Annotated in this window: 20 protein-coding genes; 9 read left to right on the top strand and 11 right to left on the bottom strand. The window is 70.1% G+C overall.

Features of this window, described 5'->3' with window-relative positions:
* Positions 1-76: 76 nt before the first annotated feature.
* Entirely contained in the window at positions 77-949 is an 873-nt protein-coding gene (locus ACFFGH_RS00555) for a hypothetical protein (protein ID WP_386663940.1), read from the bottom strand.
* Positions 950-1,114: 165 nt separating this feature from the next.
* Between ACFFGH_RS00555 and ACFFGH_RS00560 the strand changes: the two genes are divergently transcribed.
* The 5 genes from ACFFGH_RS00560 (at position 1,115) to ACFFGH_RS00580 (ending at position 5,806) form a co-directional block, all read left to right on the top strand.
* Positions 1,115-1,846 (top strand): hypothetical protein, encoded by a 732-nt coding sequence (locus tag ACFFGH_RS00560; RefSeq protein WP_386663941.1) that lies wholly within the window; start codon positions 1,115-1,117, stop codon positions 1,844-1,846.
* Positions 1,847-1,942: 96 nt separating this feature from the next.
* Positions 1,943-2,575, top strand: coding sequence for a hypothetical protein (locus tag ACFFGH_RS00565; RefSeq protein ID WP_386663943.1), 633 nt, complete (start codon positions 1,943-1,945; stop codon positions 2,573-2,575).
* Complete coding sequence (locus ACFFGH_RS00570) at positions 2,572-3,042, top strand: hypothetical protein (protein ID WP_386663944.1); 471 nt, start codon at positions 2,572-2,574, stop codon at positions 3,040-3,042. The genes ACFFGH_RS00565 and ACFFGH_RS00570 overlap by 4 nt, the downstream gene beginning before the upstream one ends.
* Complete coding sequence (locus ACFFGH_RS00575) at positions 3,039-3,839, top strand: COG1470 family protein (protein WP_386663946.1); 801 nt, start codon at positions 3,039-3,041, stop codon at positions 3,837-3,839. Before ACFFGH_RS00570 ends, ACFFGH_RS00575 begins: the two co-directional genes overlap by 4 nt.
* A complete protein-coding gene (locus tag ACFFGH_RS00580) occupies positions 3,836-5,806 on the top strand; it encodes a carboxypeptidase-like regulatory domain-containing protein (protein WP_386663947.1) in 1,971 nt (656 codons plus the stop codon). The genes ACFFGH_RS00575 and ACFFGH_RS00580 overlap by 4 nt, the downstream gene beginning before the upstream one ends.
* A 174-nt stretch (positions 5,807-5,980) precedes the next feature.
* On the opposite strand, the gene ACFFGH_RS00585 is transcribed toward ACFFGH_RS00580, so the two are convergent.
* Genes ACFFGH_RS00585 through ACFFGH_RS00615 form a run of 7 tightly spaced genes read right to left on the bottom strand, consistent with a single transcriptional unit; the run spans position 5,981 to position 11,065 of the window.
* Complete coding sequence (locus ACFFGH_RS00585; protein WP_386663948.1) at positions 5,981-7,144, bottom strand: glutathionylspermidine synthase family protein; 1,164 nt, start codon at positions 7,142-7,144, stop codon at positions 5,981-5,983.
* On the bottom strand, positions 7,144-7,698 hold the full coding sequence (locus tag ACFFGH_RS00590; RefSeq protein ID WP_386663950.1) for a DUF1190 domain-containing protein: 555 nt from the start codon (positions 7,696-7,698) through the stop codon (positions 7,144-7,146). Before ACFFGH_RS00590 ends, ACFFGH_RS00585 begins: the two co-directional genes overlap by 1 nt.
* A gap of 10 nt (positions 7,699-7,708) precedes the next feature.
* Entirely contained in the window at positions 7,709-8,116 is a 408-nt protein-coding gene (locus tag ACFFGH_RS00595) for a DUF350 domain-containing protein (protein WP_386663952.1), read from the bottom strand.
* Positions 8,117-8,139: 23 nt separating this feature from the next.
* Positions 8,140-8,808, bottom strand: a complete 669-nt coding sequence (locus ACFFGH_RS00600) for a DUF2491 family protein (RefSeq protein ID WP_386663953.1) — start codon at positions 8,806-8,808, stop codon at positions 8,140-8,142.
* Positions 8,805-9,869 (bottom strand): potassium channel family protein, encoded by a 1,065-nt coding sequence (locus ACFFGH_RS00605; RefSeq protein ID WP_386663955.1) that lies wholly within the window; start codon positions 9,867-9,869, stop codon positions 8,805-8,807. The genes ACFFGH_RS00600 and ACFFGH_RS00605 overlap by 4 nt, the downstream gene beginning before the upstream one ends.
* 18 nt (positions 9,870-9,887) lie before the next feature.
* Positions 9,888-10,652, bottom strand: a complete 765-nt coding sequence (locus ACFFGH_RS00610) for a PspA/IM30 family protein (RefSeq protein WP_386663956.1) — start codon at positions 10,650-10,652, stop codon at positions 9,888-9,890.
* Positions 10,649-11,065, bottom strand: coding sequence for a YjfI family protein (locus tag ACFFGH_RS00615; RefSeq protein WP_386663957.1), 417 nt, complete (start codon positions 11,063-11,065; stop codon positions 10,649-10,651). The genes ACFFGH_RS00610 and ACFFGH_RS00615 overlap by 4 nt, the downstream gene beginning before the upstream one ends.
* A 274-nt stretch (positions 11,066-11,339) precedes the next feature.
* Here ACFFGH_RS00615 and ACFFGH_RS00620 point away from each other — a divergent pair, with 274 nt between their 5' ends.
* The 4 genes from ACFFGH_RS00620 to ACFFGH_RS00635 all read left to right on the top strand — a co-directional run bounded on the left by ACFFGH_RS00620 (position 11,340) and on the right by ACFFGH_RS00635 (position 15,562).
* Positions 11,340-11,855, top strand: coding sequence for a c-type cytochrome (locus ACFFGH_RS00620; RefSeq protein ID WP_386663959.1), 516 nt, complete (start codon positions 11,340-11,342; stop codon positions 11,853-11,855).
* A 115-nt stretch (positions 11,856-11,970) separates the two neighbouring features.
* Positions 11,971-12,657: an alpha/beta hydrolase gene (locus tag ACFFGH_RS00625; RefSeq protein WP_386663960.1), complete on the top strand. Its 687-nt coding sequence runs from the start codon at positions 11,971-11,973 to the stop codon at positions 12,655-12,657.
* Between the two features lie 92 nt (positions 12,658-12,749).
* The gene (zapE, locus tag ACFFGH_RS00630) at positions 12,750-13,817 is read left to right on the top strand and encodes a cell division protein ZapE (RefSeq protein WP_386667265.1); all 1,068 of its coding nucleotides are present in this window, start codon (positions 12,750-12,752) and stop codon (positions 13,815-13,817) included.
* 83 nt (positions 13,818-13,900) lie between these two features.
* On the top strand, positions 13,901-15,562 hold the full coding sequence (locus ACFFGH_RS00635; protein WP_386663961.1) for an alpha-amylase family protein: 1,662 nt from the start codon (positions 13,901-13,903) through the stop codon (positions 15,560-15,562).
* Between the two features lie 32 nt (positions 15,563-15,594).
* On the opposite strand, the gene ACFFGH_RS00640 is transcribed toward ACFFGH_RS00635, so the two are convergent.
* The 3 genes from ACFFGH_RS00640 to ACFFGH_RS00650 all read right to left on the bottom strand — a co-directional run bounded on the left by ACFFGH_RS00640 (position 15,595) and on the right by ACFFGH_RS00650 (position 18,729).
* On the bottom strand, positions 15,595-15,972 hold the full coding sequence (locus ACFFGH_RS00640) for a sensory rhodopsin transducer (protein ID WP_386663963.1): 378 nt from the start codon (positions 15,970-15,972) through the stop codon (positions 15,595-15,597).
* Between the two features lie 54 nt (positions 15,973-16,026).
* Positions 16,027-17,403, bottom strand: a complete 1,377-nt coding sequence (locus ACFFGH_RS00645; protein ID WP_386663965.1) for an APC family permease — start codon at positions 17,401-17,403, stop codon at positions 16,027-16,029.
* A 75-nt stretch (positions 17,404-17,478) separates the two neighbouring features.
* Entirely contained in the window at positions 17,479-18,729 is a 1,251-nt protein-coding gene (locus tag ACFFGH_RS00650) for a threonine synthase (protein ID WP_386663966.1), read from the bottom strand.
* Positions 18,730-18,755 lie beyond the last annotated feature (26 nt).

Raw genomic sequence — 18,755 nt, forward strand, 5'->3', positions numbered from 1 at the left:
GGGGCGTTTGCTTGTGCATCGGGCGCATTATGCCGATTCAACCGCCCGCGCCAGCGGCGGGCGCAGGGGGCGTTCTTCAGTGCGGTTGCCGCGCCGCTTCGGTGCGCGCATGGGTGAGCACGTCGGCGAGGTACCAGCGGCCGTCGATGCGCTGCAGTTCGAGCCCCGCGTCGATCGGGCGTTCGGCCAGCCGGTAATGCAGCTTCACGCGGGCGCGGTCGCCCTTGTGCTCGACGAGCTCGACCCGCGCGTCGTCGAGTGCGCGGTCGAAGTCCAGCCCGTAACCGGCGAGCACCTGTTTGAGCGTGCCGAAGAACGGACCGAGCCGCTGCAGGCTGCCGGCCATGCCCGCCTGCTGCCAGGCCGGTGCGCGGTGCAAGCCGGTGCGGCGGGCGGCGGCGGCCAGCCGCGTGATTGCCGGGTTCGCGCGGTCGGTGGCGCCGAGCGGCGCCTGCCGGCCCCAGTCGCTCAGCGCTTCGACGAGCGCGATGTAATGCGCGCGCTCGTCGTCGCTGTAGCCCGGCTCGGCCTTGAGGTGGCGCACGCCGAGCAGGCCAAGCGTGGTGGCGGCCGAGCGCAGTTCGGAATGCGCGCCGGCAAATTCGCGGCGGTAGCTCGCGCGCAGTTTGCGCTCGGCGTCCGGCGCACCCAGCGCGGTGAGCAGGCCGGGCAGGCGGTCATCGAGCGGCAGTTCGGTCAGCGGCCAGCGGCTGCGGTCTTCGCGCCAGGCGCGATCGAGCTCGGCGTACAGCGCCGGCGGCACCGAATGCCGCGCATAGCCGGCCAGGTCGCTGCGATGCAGCTCACGCAGGCGCTGCTGGACCGTCGCCACCGGCCCCGGCGGTGGCAGGCCCGGCACCGGTGCGGGCGCCGTGGCGCGCTCGCAGCCGGCAACGGCGGCGAGCAGGCACAAGGCGGCAGCAATCAGGCGGATCCGGATGCGGTGCAATGGGCGACTCCCCAGGCGCGTGCCGCATCTTGGCCACGGCCGAGGCATGCGACAAGCCAACCCGGTCGCGGTTCGTTGCCCGGGCTGGACAGTAAGCGTCGGGATCTGCCCTGCAGAGCCAGCTGCGGCCGGGCCGCGGCATCGGTTTGACGTCTCGCGCAGAGCGTGCGCTGCGTCTCGGACTGTACGGACGCCTGGCACAAGCGTTTGTGGAATACTTGGCACGCAAGTTGCGACAGGCGTCGCGTACTGGCCAACCGCCCATCACACCGCATCGCGCTGGAGAACGACGTGAACCTGTTCAAAGCCTCCCTGCTGGCCGCCGCCGTGCTGGCGACCGCCCCGCTGGCCGCACGCGCCGAGTCCGATTTCGTCAACGGCTCGGGCGACGCGTCGGCCCGCCTGGATTTCCGCGTGACGATTCCGCGCGTGCTGTTCCTGCGCGTCGGCACGGGCGCTGACGCCACCGACAACACCAACGTCAACCTGATCGAATTCGCGCCCGGCGCGGCGACGCTCGGCGACGGCACCGCCGTGGCCGGTAGCGGCGGCGACCTCGGCGGCGGCGCCGTCACTGCGAAGGTGATCGGCAACAACGGCACGATCACGCTCAAGGCGACGACCACCGGCGCGCTGAGCAACGGCAGCGGCGACAGCATCCCGTTCAGCCAGATTATCACCACGCCGACCGCCCTGAGCAGCGCGACGCCGCTGGCCGCGCCGCAGCTCGCCAATGGCGAGTCGTCGATCACGATCACGCCCGACAGCGGCAAGGTCGTGAAGCAGGACGCGCGCTGGACCTTCAGCTACGCGAACACCGTGACCCCGGCGCCCGGCACCTACGGTGGCGTCAACACGAACAACGGCCGCGTGACCTACACCGCATCGATGCCGTAACCGGCAACGCCGCGAAGCGATGCCAGGGAATCGGCTGCCTCTCGCGGCCGGTTCCTTTTCTTTATGTAACCCCGGGACGACCGTCCGGAGCCCGCGATGAGTCTGCGCCGCACCAAAACCGCGCTGCCCGTGCTGCTGGCCTGCCTGGTCTGCACGTCCGCGCAGGCCTTCGTGGTTGCCATCAGCTCCAGCCCGCGCTCGATGTTCCTGCGCGTCGGTGACGGCGGCGCGGGGACCTTCGAATCGAACAACGGCCGGCCGGGCGAGTCGGCGGTGGTGAACCGGGTATCGGCCGACGTACCGGCGGCGCTGCTGGCGTCGGGCACCGGCTTGCTGCCGATGGTCACCGACGCGACCCAGCTCACGAGCTCGTACGAGGGCTACGCGTTCTGCAACGAGAACCAGATCTACGTCGGCGGCTTCGTGCGCGGCGGCCAGAGCGATGGCGTGCTGCGTGTCGACGCGCCGGCCGGGCTGATCAACACCAGCAGCGGTGACACGATCCCGTTCTCGCGCATCAGCTGGACCGCCAGTGGCAACGGCGACGGCGACTCGGCTCAGCCGATCCCGAGCGGCGTGTTCGACGCCGTCGACGGCCCACAAACGCTGGCGACGTTCGCCCGCAACACGTTCCGCGAGAGCTGTCACAGCTTTTCGCTCGCGATCGCCGACGTGGTGCCGGCCGGCCGCTACGAAGGGCGCGTCACCTATACGTTGTCGGCGCCATGAAGCGCAGCCATATTGCTATTGGGCTACTGCTCGCGACGATGCCGTTCGCGGCGTCGCTGGCGGGCACCGCGTATCCGGTCGATGACAGCGGCAGCCGCGTGCTCGGCGGCGAAGTGCGCATGCGCTGGGACGATGCGCGCGGCGACCGCCACCGACCGCCGACCGTGTCCGGCTCGGTCGCGGTGCAGGTGCGGCTGGACGTCACCGAATGGCAGGGCCGGCAGGGGCGCATCTTCATGACCCTGCCGCCGCAGCCCGCCGGCCGCGTCGATGCGAGCTGGACCACGCGCGGCGTGCTGCTGCCCGGCGCCTTGCGCGACGGCGGCCGCACGCTGGTCTATGCCGGGCCGATCCGCGGACCGGCGATCGAGGACACCCAGCAGCTGGTGATCCAGGCCGACGGCGGGCGGCTGACGCGGCCCGAGCAATTGCAGTTCGCATTCGAAATCGAGTTGGAGTCCCCGTGACCGCACGTTCCTTTCCGCGCGCACTGCTTGCCGCCTGCGGCCTGGTGCTGTCGACCGCCGCGCCCGCGCAGGGTTTTTCCGCGCTGGTGACGCCGCCGCGCTTCGAGGATTCGGTGAAGCCCGGGGCGACGTACCGCAACGTCATCGAAATCACCAACGTCTCCGACCGCGCCGCACGCTACACGCTGCAGACCGCCGACTGGACGCTTGATCAGGGCGCCTCGGCCGTGTTCTCGAGCGAGCTCGCGCCCGGCAGCTGCCGGCCGTGGGTCGGCATCGAGGCGCCGGAAATCTCAGTCGCCCCGAACGCGAAGCGCCGCTACCGCTTCGAGGTCGCGGTGCCGGCCGACGCGCCGGCCGGTGAATGCCGCTTCGCGATCATGATCGAGGGCGACCCGACCGCGGCGTCCGGCCCGGTCGCGGTGCCGGTGTCCGGCCGCATCGGCGTGATCGTCTACGTCGCGATCGGCGATGCCGCGCCGCGGTTCGAACTGCTCGGCAGCGCCACGCGCGAGCACGAAGGCCGCGTGGTTCCGGTACTGCGCGTGCGCAACAGCGGCCAAGCGCACGGGCGCATGGACGGTTTCATCGAAGGCCGCGACGCGAGCGGCCGCAGCTACGCATTCGCGCCATCGAACCAGCCCGTGCTGCCCGGCGAAACGCGCGAGATCGTGCTGATCCCGCAGCACGACACCGAAGGCGCTGCGGCGCCGACGCTCGCATACCCGGTGCGCATCGACGGCGAGCTGGACATCGGCGCGCAGCGGCTCGACATCGAGACGACGATCCCGCGATGAGCCGCTGCGGCTGGCCGCTCCGGCACACGCTCGCGGCCGGCCTGTCGGTGGCGATCGCGGCCGCGTTGGGCGCAGGCCCGGCGTCCGCAGCAAGCGGGCAACCGCCCTACCGGGACCGCGTGATCGCGCCGGACCAGCTCGAACCGCTGCCGCCGGACGACGAGGCCGCGCCGCAGGACCTCGAGGGGCCGCCGCGGTCGCTGCGCATCGAAGTGGCGACCAGCCGCACCGAGCGCGGCGATGAGCGTTTCGACGAGCACGGGATCGCGGCGACGGCGTTCTGGGAAAGCCTGACGCTGGGCAGTTTCTCGCTGGACGGTACGCTGTTCTGGAGCGACCGCGAGCGTCTGCGCGGCGGCGACGCGGTCGGCGGCACCGCTGCGCTGTGGCAGCGCCAGCTGCACGTCGACGGCGGTTGGCGGCTCGACAACGGCATCGGCGTGCTCAACACGCCCGCGCTGCCGTTGGTGCGCAGCCAGCCGCGCTTCTACCTGCCCACCGCGCCGCTGGCCGGGATCAGCACCGACTGGACCCGCGGCGACCTGCAGCTGCTCGGCGCCTGGGGCCGCGCCGGCATCCACACCGGCTCGCGCGTGCTCGGGTTCGACGCGGCCGAGGGCACGGTCGGCACGCTCGGCGCGCAGTGGCGCTGGTCGCCGTGCTGGACCGGCGCTGCGACCGCGCTGCTCACCGACGGACGCATCGTGCCGAACTCGTTCGGCGAGGCCACACTCGAGGACGGCCGCACGCGTGCGTTCCACGCCGCGACCGCATGGCTCGGCGAACGCGACGGCCTGCAACTCAACCTGCTGTCGAGCAGCGGCGATCGTCGCGCGGCGGCGGGCGGCTGGGTCGATGCGACGGCCCGGCGCGGCCGCTACCTGCACAGCTACGGCGTATTCCGGCTCGAGCCCGAGCTCAGCTGGGGCGCGCTGCCGATCAACAACGACGTCCAGGGCGGCTATTACCGGCTGGGTTACCAGTACGGCCGCTGGCTCTGGAACGTCGGGCTCGACCGCATCGGGTCGGTTTCCGGCAACGGCTTCGACGGGCTCTACTCGACCGCATTCGTGCGCCACCAAGCGACGAGCACGGTCGGCTACGGCGGCAGCCTGAGCCTGCGGCACGAGGCCTCGCTTTCGCACAGCGCGCAGACGTTCGTCGACAAGCGCACCGGCTTCGGTCAGACACGCCTGCAGCTGGACCACGCCAACAGCAGCAGCGGTGATTCGGACTGGCAACTCGGCGTGGACCACGCGTTCGCGTTGCGTGGCGGCGCGCGGCTGTCGGCGTCGCTCGCATACGGCGCGCTGTCCGAGCGCGATGGCGACTCCGGCACGACGACGGCCGCACTCAGCGGCGGGCGGGAGTTCGGCGACGGCTTCTCGCTCGACGGCAGCCTGCGGTGGCTCAGCGCCGACGGCGTCAATGCCCGCCGCGGGCTGGACCTCAACACCACCGCGAACTGGCGCATCAGCCCCCGCTGGTCGCTGTCGACCACGCTCTACCAGAACCGCGGGGCGCGACGCTCGCCGTTCGTGATCGATCCATTGGTGACCGAAACGCCATTCATCTCGTTGCCGCGCGAGCGCGCGCTGTTTTTGACGCTGCGCTACGAGCGTCAGGCCGGGCGGCCGCAGGGCGTGATCGGCGGCCTGCCGGGCTCGGCGACCGGCAGCATCGCCGGCGTGCTTTTCCTGGACGACAACGGCGACGGCGTGCGCGCGGCGTCCGAGCAGCCAGCGGTGAACGTCACCGTCGTGCTCGACGGCCGCTACTCGATCCGTACCGACAGTGCAGGCCGGTTCGAATTCCCGCGGGTTGCGGTCGGCCCGCATCGTCTGGACATCGTGTCGGACAACCTGCCGCTGCCGTGGTCGTTCGACGAGGCATCGGCGAACCGCGTCGTCGATGTGCGCGTGCGCGAAGCGGCGCGGGTCGAGGTCGGCGCAGTGCGACCGCGTTGAGCCGGGCGCAAAAAAGAAAAAGGAGGCCGGAGCCTCCTCAAATCCGGCCGGGGCCGGAGGACAAATCGGTGCATGGCGCCGGCCGAAGCCGGACCGCGGCAGGTTAAAGCCCCGTTAAACTTAATGCAACACTTTAAGTTTGCGCGCTGAGTGGTTGCGCTTGCTGACCTTGCCTCAGCCGAGGATCGCATGCGGCACGAAGCGCGAGCCGTCCTGGGTGATCAGCCCTGCGTCCTCGCGCAACCCGATGCCGACGGCCTGATCAGCCACGACCCAGCTGCCGACCAGCGGATACTGGCCGTCGAAGCACGGCAGCGGATGGAACGCCTGCCGGATGCGTGGCGCATCGTCATACGGGCCTTCGCTTGCGATGCGGGTGCCGTCGGGCTGCACTAGTTCGACGTTTGCGCCTTCGCGCGAGAACAGCGGCTTGCGCACCCAGCCCGGCGCAAGCGGCGCGCCGTCGTCAAAAAACGCCGGCAGCAGGTTCGGATGGCCTTCGTGGCGCTCCCACAGCAGCGGCAGCACGCCCTTGTTGCTGAGCACGGCCTTCCACGCCGGCTCGATCAGCTGCACGCCGGACGCCTGCAGCTTCGGCCCGTACTCCTCGACGAACATCCATTCCAGCGGATAGAGCTTGAACAGCGTGCGGATCACGCGGTCGTCGAGGTCGGTGAAGTAACCGTCTGCGCTCATGCCGATCTGCTCGATCGCCAGCTCGATCGTCTCGATGCCGACCTGCTCGGCGCAGTCGCGCAGGTAGCGCACCGTGCCGCGGTCCTCGGCCGAATGCTCGACCGCCGCGAAATGCACCGGCGTGCCGATCCGGCCCTCGCGCGCGAGCGTGGCGAATGTCTCGCACAGCGCTTCCTGCACGCGGTTGTACTGGTCGGCATCGCCCGGCAGCGCGCCGCTGGCGATCAGCTGCTCCAGCCACACCCACTGGAAATACGCGCTTTCATACAGCGAAGTCGGCGTGTCGTAGTTGAACTCGTAGAGCTTGGCCGGGCCGGTGCCGTCGTAGGCCAGGTCCATGCGGCCGTACAGGTGCGGTTCGCGTTCGCGCCATGAGGTCGCGATCCAGTCCCAGAACGCGCGCGGGATCGCCAGCCGCTCGAGCAGCTGCTCGGAGCCGACCACCTCGTCGACCAGCGCCATCGCCATGTCGTGCAGCTGCTGGGTCGGCGTCTCGAGGTCGTCCTCGATCTGGCGCAGCGTAAACGCGTAATACGCCGACTCGTCCCAGTACGGCGCGCCGTCGATCGTATGGAAGACGAACCCCAGCGACTCGGCCTGCGTGCGCCAGTCCGGGCGCGGTGCGATCGCGATGCGTCGCATCAGCCGCCGACCCCGCGGCCGCTGCCGAAGCCGCCGCGCGCGGTCGCACTCGAACCGAAACCCGACCGGGACACGGTCACCGCACGCGCCGGCAGCGCGACCTTGCCCTTGCTGCCGCTGACGTTGCCGATGCGGTTGCCGGCGAAGTCGCCGTTGGGCTTGTAGTAGCCGCCGCGGTAATCGCGGTACAGCGGCGATGCGGCGCCGACCGGGTAATAGCCGCGCGGGCTCAGCGCGCTGCCGATCAGATACCCCATCAGGAACCCGCCCATCGGCGGGTGGTAGACCGTCTGGCCGCCCTCCTCGACCGCGACGCAGTTTTCGAACTGCTGGTCGCATTCAACGCGGCTTTCGAAGCGCGGTGCGATGCGCTCGTGTTCGGCGCGCGCAGCGAGATAGGCCTGCTCGCACTGCTCGACCGATACGGTGTCCTGGCTCCGGCACTGCTCGACCGACGAGAGCACCTGGCCGGTCGGCTCGCTCTCGCAGCCGGCCAGCACGACCGGCACGCTCGCGGCCATCAGCACCAGCCGCAGGTTGCCCGAACGCTTCATTGCAGCCTCCTTACGGCGTCATCGCCGCGGCGTTGATCAGCCCGACGCTGATCGACACGCCGGCCGCGAAGATGCCGCCGGCGATGACGTTATCGGTGATCTCGTGCGAGATCCGCGGCAAGGCCGCGCGCGCGAGCAGGTAGGCGACCACCTGCACCGCGCAGGCAGCCGCGCCCCACATCAGCGCGTCGAGCAGGCTGACCGAATGCTGGATTGCCGCGTGCAGCGGCAGCGCCAGGCCCACCAGCGTGCCCGCGTACGCAGTCGCGGCCGAGGCGTTGCCGGCGCGGATCAGCGCGAATTCCTTGTGCGGCGTGATCAGCGACACCAGCACCGCCGCGGCGATCAGCACGCCCAGACCGGTGCCGAGGTAGGCGAGGAAATCGATGAAGCTCGGCGCGTTGATCGGGGCGTCCATGGCGGATCCTTGTGCGAAGGCGGTCAGGTGATGTCGAGGTCGGCGGTGTTGAGGTCCAGGCCGATCGCGTAGGTGATGACGAACTCGTTCGGGCCGTAGTCCTCGGCGGTGACGAGCAGGAACTCGTCACGGTCGAGCTCGGGCACCGGGCGGCGGTAGAGCATCGCGTAATGGGTGAGGTCGTCGTCGCGGCGCGGCGGGTCGTGGCGGAACAGCACTTCGTCGTAGACCACCGCCGGGATGCGCGCGCCGCCGCTGTCGGCACTGAAGTCGCGGTGCCAGCGGCGGCCGGCGAACTCGATCTCCGGCGCGCCCAGGTGCGGATGGCCGGTGACGAACGCCTGGAACTCGCGCTGGCTCTGCGGGTTGACCGTGTCGACGAACACGAACGCCTTGATGCCTTCGATCGCGCCATTAGCAGTGCTGACCTGCACGTAGGCATCGTCGTCGAGGTAGAAGCGGTGCAGCGCATGGCCGCCGCCGAGGTCGATGTGGCCGTAGCACGGAATGCCCTGGTGGCCTTCCGGCAACTTCGCGCTCAGCGCCTCGGGATGGGCACGGTAGACCAGCGTGTCGAGCGCGACCCGGCCGTTGATGCGAAAGCCGAGCGGCAACGTCTCGGGCAGCGCGGCATTGCGGTCCGGCAGCGGCGGCGGCGAATTGCGGCCGCGGATCCAGTCCAGCCAGTTCATGCGACCTCCGCGGCAGGGGCCGGCCAGGCGAAGCGATCGCTATCGATGCGCCGGTCGGCCAGGTAGTACAGCAGCGAGCCGGCCGGGACCTGCGCCTGCTCGCCGGGGTTGAGCACCGGATCGACGCTGCCCGGTGCGCGGTAGCCGATCCACAGCGCGGCCTGCGCGCGGAATGCAGCGGCCAGGCGCCCGGCTTCGAGCGAGGCCACACCGTCCGGCATCGGCAGGCTGAACTGCGTGGCGCCACCCGCGCAGAGCCACTGCGTGGCGACCAGCGAACTGCCGGCGTCCTGCGCGGCACGCGCGATCACGTCCACATGCAGCGGCCGCGTGCATTCGACCCGCGGGTAGTGACTGTTCACCAGCCGCGATGCGGTCTCGCCATCGAAATGCGCGACCACGTGCGCCGCCGGCGTCGGCCCCAGCTGCGCCATCACAGCAAACACTGCGGCGAGGGTCTGGTCGTCGCTGCCGCAATGCACGATTACGCGCGCGGCGCGGGTCAGTGCGGCGCGCTGGTAGCCGTCGAAATCGGCATACGACTCGACCGCGACGAAGCGGATGCGGTCGGGCAGCGGGTTTTCAGCTACGCCCTCGGCGATCAGCACGATGCCTTCGTCATCGGTGCTGCAATCGCTGAGCAGCAGTTGCACGAGCCGCGCCGATTCGCGCCCGCGCCAGCCCACGAGCACCGTATGGCCGCGCATGTCGGTGTATCCCATCCGGCCCACCTGATGTCGTTTCCAGAAATTCAGCAGCGTCGCGCTGCTCTTGCCGAGCACCGATGCGAACAACGCAACCGCGCCGGGCATCACGAAGAACGCAACCACGTAGCGGCCGGCGGTCGTGCCTGGCGACAGGTCGCCGTAGCCGATCGTCGTCGCGGTGGTCATGTACCAGTACGGAAAGGCGTCCAGCCCGAGCAGCTTGGCTTCACCGGCCGCGGCCAGCAGCAGCCAGCTGCCGAGCATGTGCAGCACGAGCGCGGCGACCAGCACCGCCCAGCTGACGCGGCGCAGGTGCGTGCGCAGCGTGCGGACGATGCGGCCGAGTACGAACACCGACGCAGCCCTGCCGGTTTACTCGCGCCGCACCCGGTCGGCTTCGGTCGGCGTCAGCGTCGCGGTCAGCACCTGCTGGTCATGGCCGAGCTGGCCGGCCGGCTTCTCGCGGAAGCGGTCGAGGATGCTGTCGACGTTGCCCGACGACGGCAGCAGGCCGGCGCTGGCCAGCTTCGCGTCGAGGTCGTTGTCGCCGGACTCGGCCTCGAGCTGGGCGGCGGCCTGTATGCGCGCGCCGCGCTCGGCCTGGCGCTGCTGGATGCGCTCGAGCGAGTCGAGCGCGGTCACGACCTTGCCGTTCGCACCCGAATGCCGCGCGGCCACTGCGCCCTGCGCGCGCTGCACGGCCTCGGTCGCCTTGACCGTGTCGACCTGCTGCTTGACGCGCGCGAGCTTGCGCTCGGTCTCGGTGATCGCGGTCTTCAGCGCGCGGATGCTGTCGTCGTACTGCGCCAGCGTCTGCACGTCGTTCTTGAGGTCGGTCTCGACCGTCGCGAGGCGCTCGGCGACTTCGCGCGCGAGCGCTTCGTTGCCCTGGCGCAGCGCACCGGCGATGTAGTTCTCGTACTCGGCCTTCTTGGCCTGGCGGTCGGCGCTGCGCGTGGCAAGCAGCTGCCGCTGCGCCATGACCTTGGTCAGCTCTTCCTTCGAACGCACCAGGTCGTTGCCGGCATCGCGGATTTCCTGGTCGAGGATTTTCAGCGCGTTCTTGTCGACGACGGCTTGGCCGGCCTCGTGCGCGGTACCGCGGAACAGGGTGAGGATTTTCTGCAGCAGGCTCATTCGGACACCAGATAGGGCTTGAGGGCTTCGATCGCATCGATCGCGTTGTCGGCGAGCGTGCGGACTTCGAGTTCGATCTGCTCGGCGGTCGAGTCGGGCGCCAGTTCGCCGAACACGATGTACGTGTCGCGGTCGTTGATCGTGGTCAGGCCGAGGTTCGACAGCGGGTTGAGCGGGTTCAGGCGCATGCACGCCTCGTTGAAGCCGGCGCGGTCACGCACCTGCTCGGCCTCGACCAGCGGAGTGGACACGAACACCTGCCGGTCGGTCAGCGCGATCGTGATGCCGAGGTCGCCGCAGTCGGGCAGCGTGACCTGCAACGCGCCGTCGGCGGTCGGCACTTCCTCGACCTGACCGGCCCCGAACGAGGCCTCCAGGTATTTGCACAGCTCCTGCGTGGTCCAGCGCGACATGCCCAGCTCCCTGTTGGTGGCCCGCGGCGGGCGGTTGGACACCGACCGGCGACCGCGGTGAGTCCCCGGTTATAGACACAGCCCCCCGCAGGCGCAAGGCGCAGCGGTCACCCCGGCCTGAATCCAGCCGCCCGTGTGTGATCGGGCCGCACGGTCGGTGGTAAACTGCCGCGCTAGGTCGTGCCCGCCCGCGGGAGACCGAACCGACCCGACGCCGCCGGCGCGGGATCAACGACGGCATTGCGCGCCTTGCGGCGCGTGCAACAGGTGGATCGTGCGCAACTACGACCTCGAGTTCCTCAAGAAATTCTCGATGGTGATCGGCTTCCTCATGCTGGTCACCCTCGGCCTGATCCTCGGTGCGGCCTATCTGCACAGCACGCTGCCGCAGGAAGCCGACGTCTCGTTCGCGCGGCGCACGTTCCAGCGCATCGCACCGGTGGGCTCGGTGTATGCGGGGGCGACCGGCGCGGCTGCGCAGGCCGCCGCCGCACAGGCTGCCGCTGAGGCTGCCGCGTCGCAGGTCGCCTACGGCGGCACGCTCGACGGCTCGGTGATCTTCGGCAACCTCTGCGCCGGCTGCCACAAGTCGGGCGCGGGCGGCGCGCCGACCATGGCGCGCGCGCAGTGGACCGGTCGCCTCGCCCAGGGCAACGACGTGCTGTACCGGCACGCGATCGAGGGCTACACCGGCTCGGCCGGCGTGATGCCGGCGAAGGGCGGCAACCCGGCGCTGACCGACGAGCAGGTGACCGCGACGGTCGACTGGATGCTCGCCAACCTGCAGTAAGCCGGTTTCGAACCGCGCTTTTCCGACGCCGCCTCCGGGCGGCGTCGTCGTTTCAAGCACACGCCTCGCTCCAGCCTGCTGACGGCCCATTCACTGCGCTCCGTATCATGCCGGAATGACCTTCCCCGCATTTCCCACCGCCGAGTCGGCGATCTTGTCGCTCGACGGTCCGGCCGGCCCGCTCGAACTCAGCGTCGAACCGCCCGACGCCGACGCGCCGGCGCGCCCGGTCGTCGCGATCGTCTGTCACCCGCTGCCCACCGAGGGCGGCACGATGCACAACAAGGTGGTGACGATGACGGCGCGTGCGCTGCGCGAAAGCGGCGTGGCGACCGTGCGCTTCAATTTCCGCGGCGTCGGCGCGTCGGCGGGGACGTTCGACGAAGGCGTGGGCGAGGCTGACGACCTGCGCGCAGTCGCGCACTGGGTGCGCATCCAGCGGCCCGACGCGCAGCTGTGGCTGGCCGGTTTCAGCTTCGGCGCGTACGTCTCGCTGCGCATGGCGGCCGAACTCGCGCCGTCGCTGCTGATCTCGATCGCGCCGCCGGCCGGGCGCAGCTGGGACTTCCTGTCGATCGCGCCGCCGCCCTGCCCGTGGCTGGTAATCCAGGGCGAGGCCGACGAGATCGTCGACCCGCAGGCCGTCTACGACTGGCTGGACGGCCTGCGCGAGCTACGCTATCCGCCGGAGCTGGTGAAGATCCCCGACACCAGCCACTTCTTCCACCGCAAGCTGATGGACCTGCGCGGGGTGATCAAGAACGGCGTGCGGCCGCACCTGCCCGAGGCGGCGTTTCCATGAGCGAGCAGCGCCACCGCCATCGCACGCCACCGACGACGCCGGGCGCCCCGTCGGGATCGACGTCCGAGCAGAACCCGACCGGCCTGCCGTCGATGGTTTACGCGGCCGGCGTCGCGCGCGGCGACTGGACGCCGGACCCGGCGCAGCAGCCGGCGCTGCGCGAGCTCGATCGGCTGCACGAGGCACTGGTCTCGCCGCCGCGGCGGCGCCTGCTCGATGCGCTGTTCGGCCGCCCTGCACCGGCGCCGACCGGGCTGTATCTCTGGGGCGGCGTCGGCCGCGGCAAGACGTTCCTGATCGACCTGTTCTTCGACAGCCTGCCGATCGAACACAAGCGCCGCACGCATTTCCATCGCTTCATGCGCGAGGTGCATGCGCAACTGCGCACGCATGCCGGCGCGCGCGATCCGCTTTCGGTGATCGCACGGCAGTGGCGCGAGAACCTGCGCGTGCTCGTACTCGACGAGTTCTTCGTCAACGACATCGGCGATGCGATGCTGCTGGGCCGGCTGCTCGAACGCCTGTTCGCCGAAGGCGTCGCGCTGGTCACCAGCTCGAACACCGAGCCGAAGAACCTCTACCTGCACGGCCTGCAGCGCGAACGCTTCCTGCCGGCGATCGACCGGATCGAGCAGCACTGCGCGATCGTCCACCTCGACAGCGCGAACGACTACCGCCTGCGCGCGCTGACGCGCTCGCCGGTCTACCGCACCCCGCTGGACGAGCAGGCCGAGGCCTGGCTGGCCACGCGCTGGATCGAGCTGACCGCAGGCGCGCCGCGCGTGGACGGTCCGCTGGTGATCGAGGGCCGGACGATCCCGGTGCGCGCACTCGCCGAAGGCCATGCGTGGTTCGACTTCGCCGCGCTCTGCGAAGGCCCGCGCGCGGCGAGCGATTACATCGAGATCGCGACCGAGTGCCACACCGTACTGGTCGGCGGCATCCCGCGTTTCGACGGCCGCAACGACGATGCGGCACGCCGTTTCGTGCACCTGGTCGACGAGTTCTACGACCGTCACGTCAACCTGGTCTGCACCGCGGCCGCCGCGCCGGACCGGCTCTATGCCGGCGACCGGCTCGGGGGTGCATTCGAACGCACGGCCTCGCGCCTGACCGAGATGCAATCGGCGGACTACCTCGCGCTCGAACACCGGGGCTGACCACGCCGGCGTGCGGTTGCGCCATCACCGCGCGCTGCGGTCGCGTCTGCTAGAACCGGGCCGACTCCAAACGCCCGGTCACGATGGAAGTTCTCTGGCATCGCAACGCGACGATCTACCAGGTCGATCCGTCGCTGTTCAAAGACGGCGACGGCGATGGCTGCGGTGATTTCCGCGGCCTGCGCTCACGACTGGACCACCTGCGCCTGCTCGGCGCCGACTGCCTGTGGCTGATGCCGTTCTACCGCTCGCCGTTTCGCGACGGCGGCTATGACGTGGTCGATCATCTCGACGTCGATCCGCGCTTTGGCGACATCACCGATTTCATCGCGATGATGGAACGCGCCGACGAGCTCGGCATCCGCGTGATGGTCGAACTCGTGGTCCAGCACACCTCCGACCAGCATCCGTGGTTCCAGCAGGCGCGCTGCGATCGCAACTCGCGCTACCGCGATTACTACATCTGGTCCGACGAGCCGGTCGACACCGGGGTCAGCACGGCGTTTCCCGGCGTCGAGGACGGCGTGTGGACCTGGGACGAGCAGGCGCAGCAGTACTACCGCCACGTGTTCTATTCGCACCAGCCCGACCTCAACATCGCGAACCCGCGCGTGCGCGAGGAGATCTGCCGGATCATGGGATTCTGGCTGCGCCTGGGCGTGTGCGGGTTCCGCATCGATGCGGCGTCTTACATGATGCGCTCGGCAAGCAACGCCGATCCGCGCGATGGCGGCCTGTGGTGGCTCAACGAGATGCGCGATTACGTGCGCCAGCGCAGCCCGTCGGCGATCTTGATGGGCGAGGCCGATGTCGGCGTGCACGAGTATTCGGAGTACTTCAAGGACGGCCGCCGGCTGACCTGGCTGCTCGATTTCTGGCTCAACAACCACATCTTCCTCGCGCTTGCGCGCGGTCGCGCGCAGCCGCTGAACGACGCGATCGAAACGCGCTCGCCAGCGCCGGGCTTCTGCAGCCATGTGCAGTGGCTGCGCAACCACGACCAGCTCGATCTGGACCAGTTGCAGCCCGAGGAACGCAAGGAAGTGCTGGCCGCATTCGCACCCGATGAGGACATGCGCATCTACGGACACGGCGTGCGACGCCGGCTGGCACCGATGCTCGGCGGCGATGCGCGCCGCATCGCGATGGCGCACTCGCTGCTGTTCTCGCTGCCGGGCGTGCCGATCGTGCGCTACGGCGAGGAGATCGGCATGGGCGATGACCTCGCGCGGCCCGAGCGGCTCGCGGTGCGCACGCCGATGCAGTGGAGCCGCCGCCGCAACGGCGGGTTCTCCGCCGCCGCGGCCGATGAACTCGTCGTCGCGCCGGTCGACGACGCCGACTACGGATATGCGCGCGTCAACGTGGAAGCCCAGCTCGGCGTGCCCGGCTCGGTGCTGTCGCAGACGCAGACGTTCATCCGCACGCGCCAGGGCATGCGTGAGCTGATCGGCGATGCCTGCCTTGCGAAATGCGATGCACCGTCGGTGTTCGGCGTGCGCTACGACGAGCCCGAGACCGGGTCGGTCGCGGTGCTGTTTACGAACCTCGGCGCCGAGCCGGTCTCATTCGAATTCGATGCGCCCGATCTGACCACGCTGGTCGACGTGCTCAGCGATCGGCCGTATCCGCCGATCGAGGGCTCACCGCTGCGCATCGAGATGGATGGCTACGGCTACCGCTGGCTGCGCCACGAGGAACTCACGCTGCCGCCGGGCCACCGCGGCCGGTCACAGGACGAATAAGGCGATCACGCGGCCGCAGTGCGGCCGGCGGATCAATCGGCGGCGAACGCGATCGTCGTGATCAGCGCGTTCTCGGCCTGACGCGAATCCAGTCGCGTGTGCTGCACGACGATCGGCACGTCGGACTCGATCACGCTCGCGTAGCCGGTTTCCTTCGGAATCGGCTCGGGATCGGTGAGCTCGTTGAAGCGCAGGTGGCGCGTGCGACGCGCGGCGACGGTCAGGCGATACGGCCCGACCGGCTCGCGGTCTTCGAAATAGATCGTCAGCGTGACCTGCGCATCGCGGTCCGATGCGTTGAGGATGCAGCAGGTTTCGTGGCTCTCCATCGCAGGCTCGGGGCCGTTGCTGTGGCCGGGGATGTAGCCCTCGGCGATCGCCCAGCGCCTGCGTCCAATCGATGTGTCCATGCCGGTCTCCCAGAAATCCGCGAGCGGCCGCGTGCGGCCGATCGGAGTCCGACGCTAGCGGGGCGGACGCGAGCGGTCCGTGATCGGCACGTCGACCGCGGGCTTGCGCCGGCGCAGGCCGACCAGCGCCGCGTAGATCGCGCCGAGCACGACGAGCGACACGCCGATCGCGCCCCATTCGCGTGCGCTCAACGTCGCCAGGATCGCGGCCATCGTGACGATCACCAGCAGCGGGATCGCGGGGCCGCCGGGCAGCACGAACGGTTCGCCCGCGCCGCGCAGCCCACGCGCCTGCGCGCGCCAGGCCGACAGCGCGACCGCGATGAACAGCAGGCAGATCGCGCCGCCGGACACCAGTGCGAGCGCTTCGAAGCTGCCTGCGAGCGCGAGCACGAGTGCGATGCCGGCGTGCGCGGCCAGCGCGACGCGCGGTACCCGGTAACGCGCATCGACGCGATCGAATGCGCGCGGCAGGTAGCCGTCGCGGCCGAGCGCGAACAGCAGCCGGGACGAGGCGAACAGGTTGCCCATCAGAAAGCCGGTCATCGACACCGCCGCGGTTGCCAGCAGCAGCCCGCGTCCGGGCGTCCACAGCGCACCGGCGGTCTGCGCGATCGGCGCAGTGCTGCCTTCGAGCGCAGGCCCGAGCACGCCCTGGCAGACGACCTGGATGCCGACGTAGAGCGCGACCACGAGCGCGATCGCGCCGAGCGTCGCGCGCGGCACGTGCCGCGACGGGTCACGCAGCTCGCCGGCCGGGATCAGCGCGGTTTCCATGCCCGAATACGCGAACACGACGAACACCATCGATGCGCCGAGCGCGCTCCAGGTCGCCGCATCGGAGGTCAGCGGCGTGGCCCAGTCGATGCGACCCCAGTCGACGAACGCAAGCCCGATCAGCGCGAACGCGAACAGCGGCAGCAGCTTGAGCGTGGCCAGCACGTTGATCGTGCGCGAGCCGAGCTTCACGCCGAATGCGTTGAGCGCGAACAGCGCGGCATACGTGGTCACCAGCAGCAACGTGCGGGCGATGCCTTCGCCGAACACCGGCCAGGCATTGCCGGCCTGCTCGGCCAGCGCGGCGGCGACGCCGGCACTGGACGAGACGTTGCTGATCCACATCAGTGCACCGGCGATGAAGCCCGCGAACGGGCCGAACGCGGTGGCCGCGTACATGTACGGCCCGCCAGTGGCGACCACGCGGCTGCCGACGGCCGCAAAGCACAGCGCGACCGGCACGATCGCGAGCGCGCCGGCGATGAACGCGACCGGCGCAGCCTCGCCCATGCGCGCGATCAGCAGTGCCGGCAGCATGAAGATCCCGGCGCCGACGATGATGTTGATGATCGCCGCGCCGAGCGCGAACGGGCCGAGCACACGCACGAGCGCGGCTTCGCCATGCAGCGGTGGACGGGACGCGGTCGTGTTCATCGGCGTGCCGATCGAGGGAGGAAGCGCGAGCGTCGCACGTGCGCGGGCGGGTGTCGAAACCGGCCCGCGCCGCGCTTACATCAGGTGCCGCAGCGCCGGCAGGTACTTCTCCGACGAGCCGGTGTTGACCGCAACGACGCGTTCGCCGCGGTGCAGCAGGCCGCGGTCGAGCAGCTGGGGAATCGCCGCGAGGCAGGCCGCGCCTTCGGGGCTGATCCACCAGTGGGTCTGCTGCCACACACGCGCGAGCTCGGCGGCGATGTCGGCCTCTTCAACCGCAACCGCGGCGCCGCCGCTTTGACGGATGATCTGCAGCACGCGGAAATGGCCGACGCCGCCGGGCACGTTGAGCCCGAACGCAACCGTCTGGCCCGCGTCGAGCGCGGTGGTGTCGTCGGCGCCCTCATCGAACGCGCGCACCAGCGGCGTGGTCTGCGCGCTCTGGATGCACAGCATGCGCGGGCGGCGCGAATCGATCAGGCCCAGCGCCTCGAGCTCGTCCCAGGCCTTCCACATGCCGAGCACGCCGGTGCCGCCGCCGGTCGGGTAGATCACCGCATCGGGCAGCGACCAGCGCGTCTCGCCCGGTGCCGGCTCGGCAAGCTCGAGGCCGAGCGACTTTTTGCCTTCGATGCGCCAGCCCGGTTCCTGGAACGTCGCGACCGAGAAGTAGCCCTGCGGCACGTAGTGCTGCTTCAGGTACGCACCGGCCTCGCGGATCGTCGGGCCGACGAGTTCGAGCTTCACGCGGTCCGGCCATTGCTGCGCGGCGGCGGCGACGCTGCCGAGGATCGGCATCGGCGTGTCGGGCGGCATCGCGACCGCGACCGACAGCCCGCCCTCGAGCGCGTAGCGGGTCAGCGAATCGCCGGCGTTGCCCTGCGTCGGCACCGACAGCCGGTTCAGCCCGAGCCGGCGCGCCTGCGCGGCGACCATCGCCATGCCGCGGTCCTTGAAGCTCTGGGTCGGATTGGCGCCGAAGCCCGGATGCGCCTTGCCTTCTTCCTTGACCTGCAGCGCAAGGCCGGCCTGCGCGGCGAGCGGGTGATGGCGGTAATCCAGCAGCGGCGTCGCGCCGCCACCGATCGGCACGATGTGCGCGGCGTCGGCGGGGTCGTTGACGTCCAGCGCCATCAGGCCGCCGAAGCGCCACAGGTCCTGCCGCGCCGGGTTGTACCAGCGCGCGTCGGGCTGCTCGGCGGCGAGGCGTTCGAGGTCGAGCACCATTTCGACCGGGCGGCCGTCGACCGGGTCGAGGTTCATCGGCACGTCGGCCGAGTACTCGGCTCCGGACGCAAGGCCGCGCAGGCAGCGGACGTAGGACATGGATACGGGCTCCGGCAAAGGACAGC

It is taken from the genome of Lysobacter korlensis, assembly GCF_042434515.1.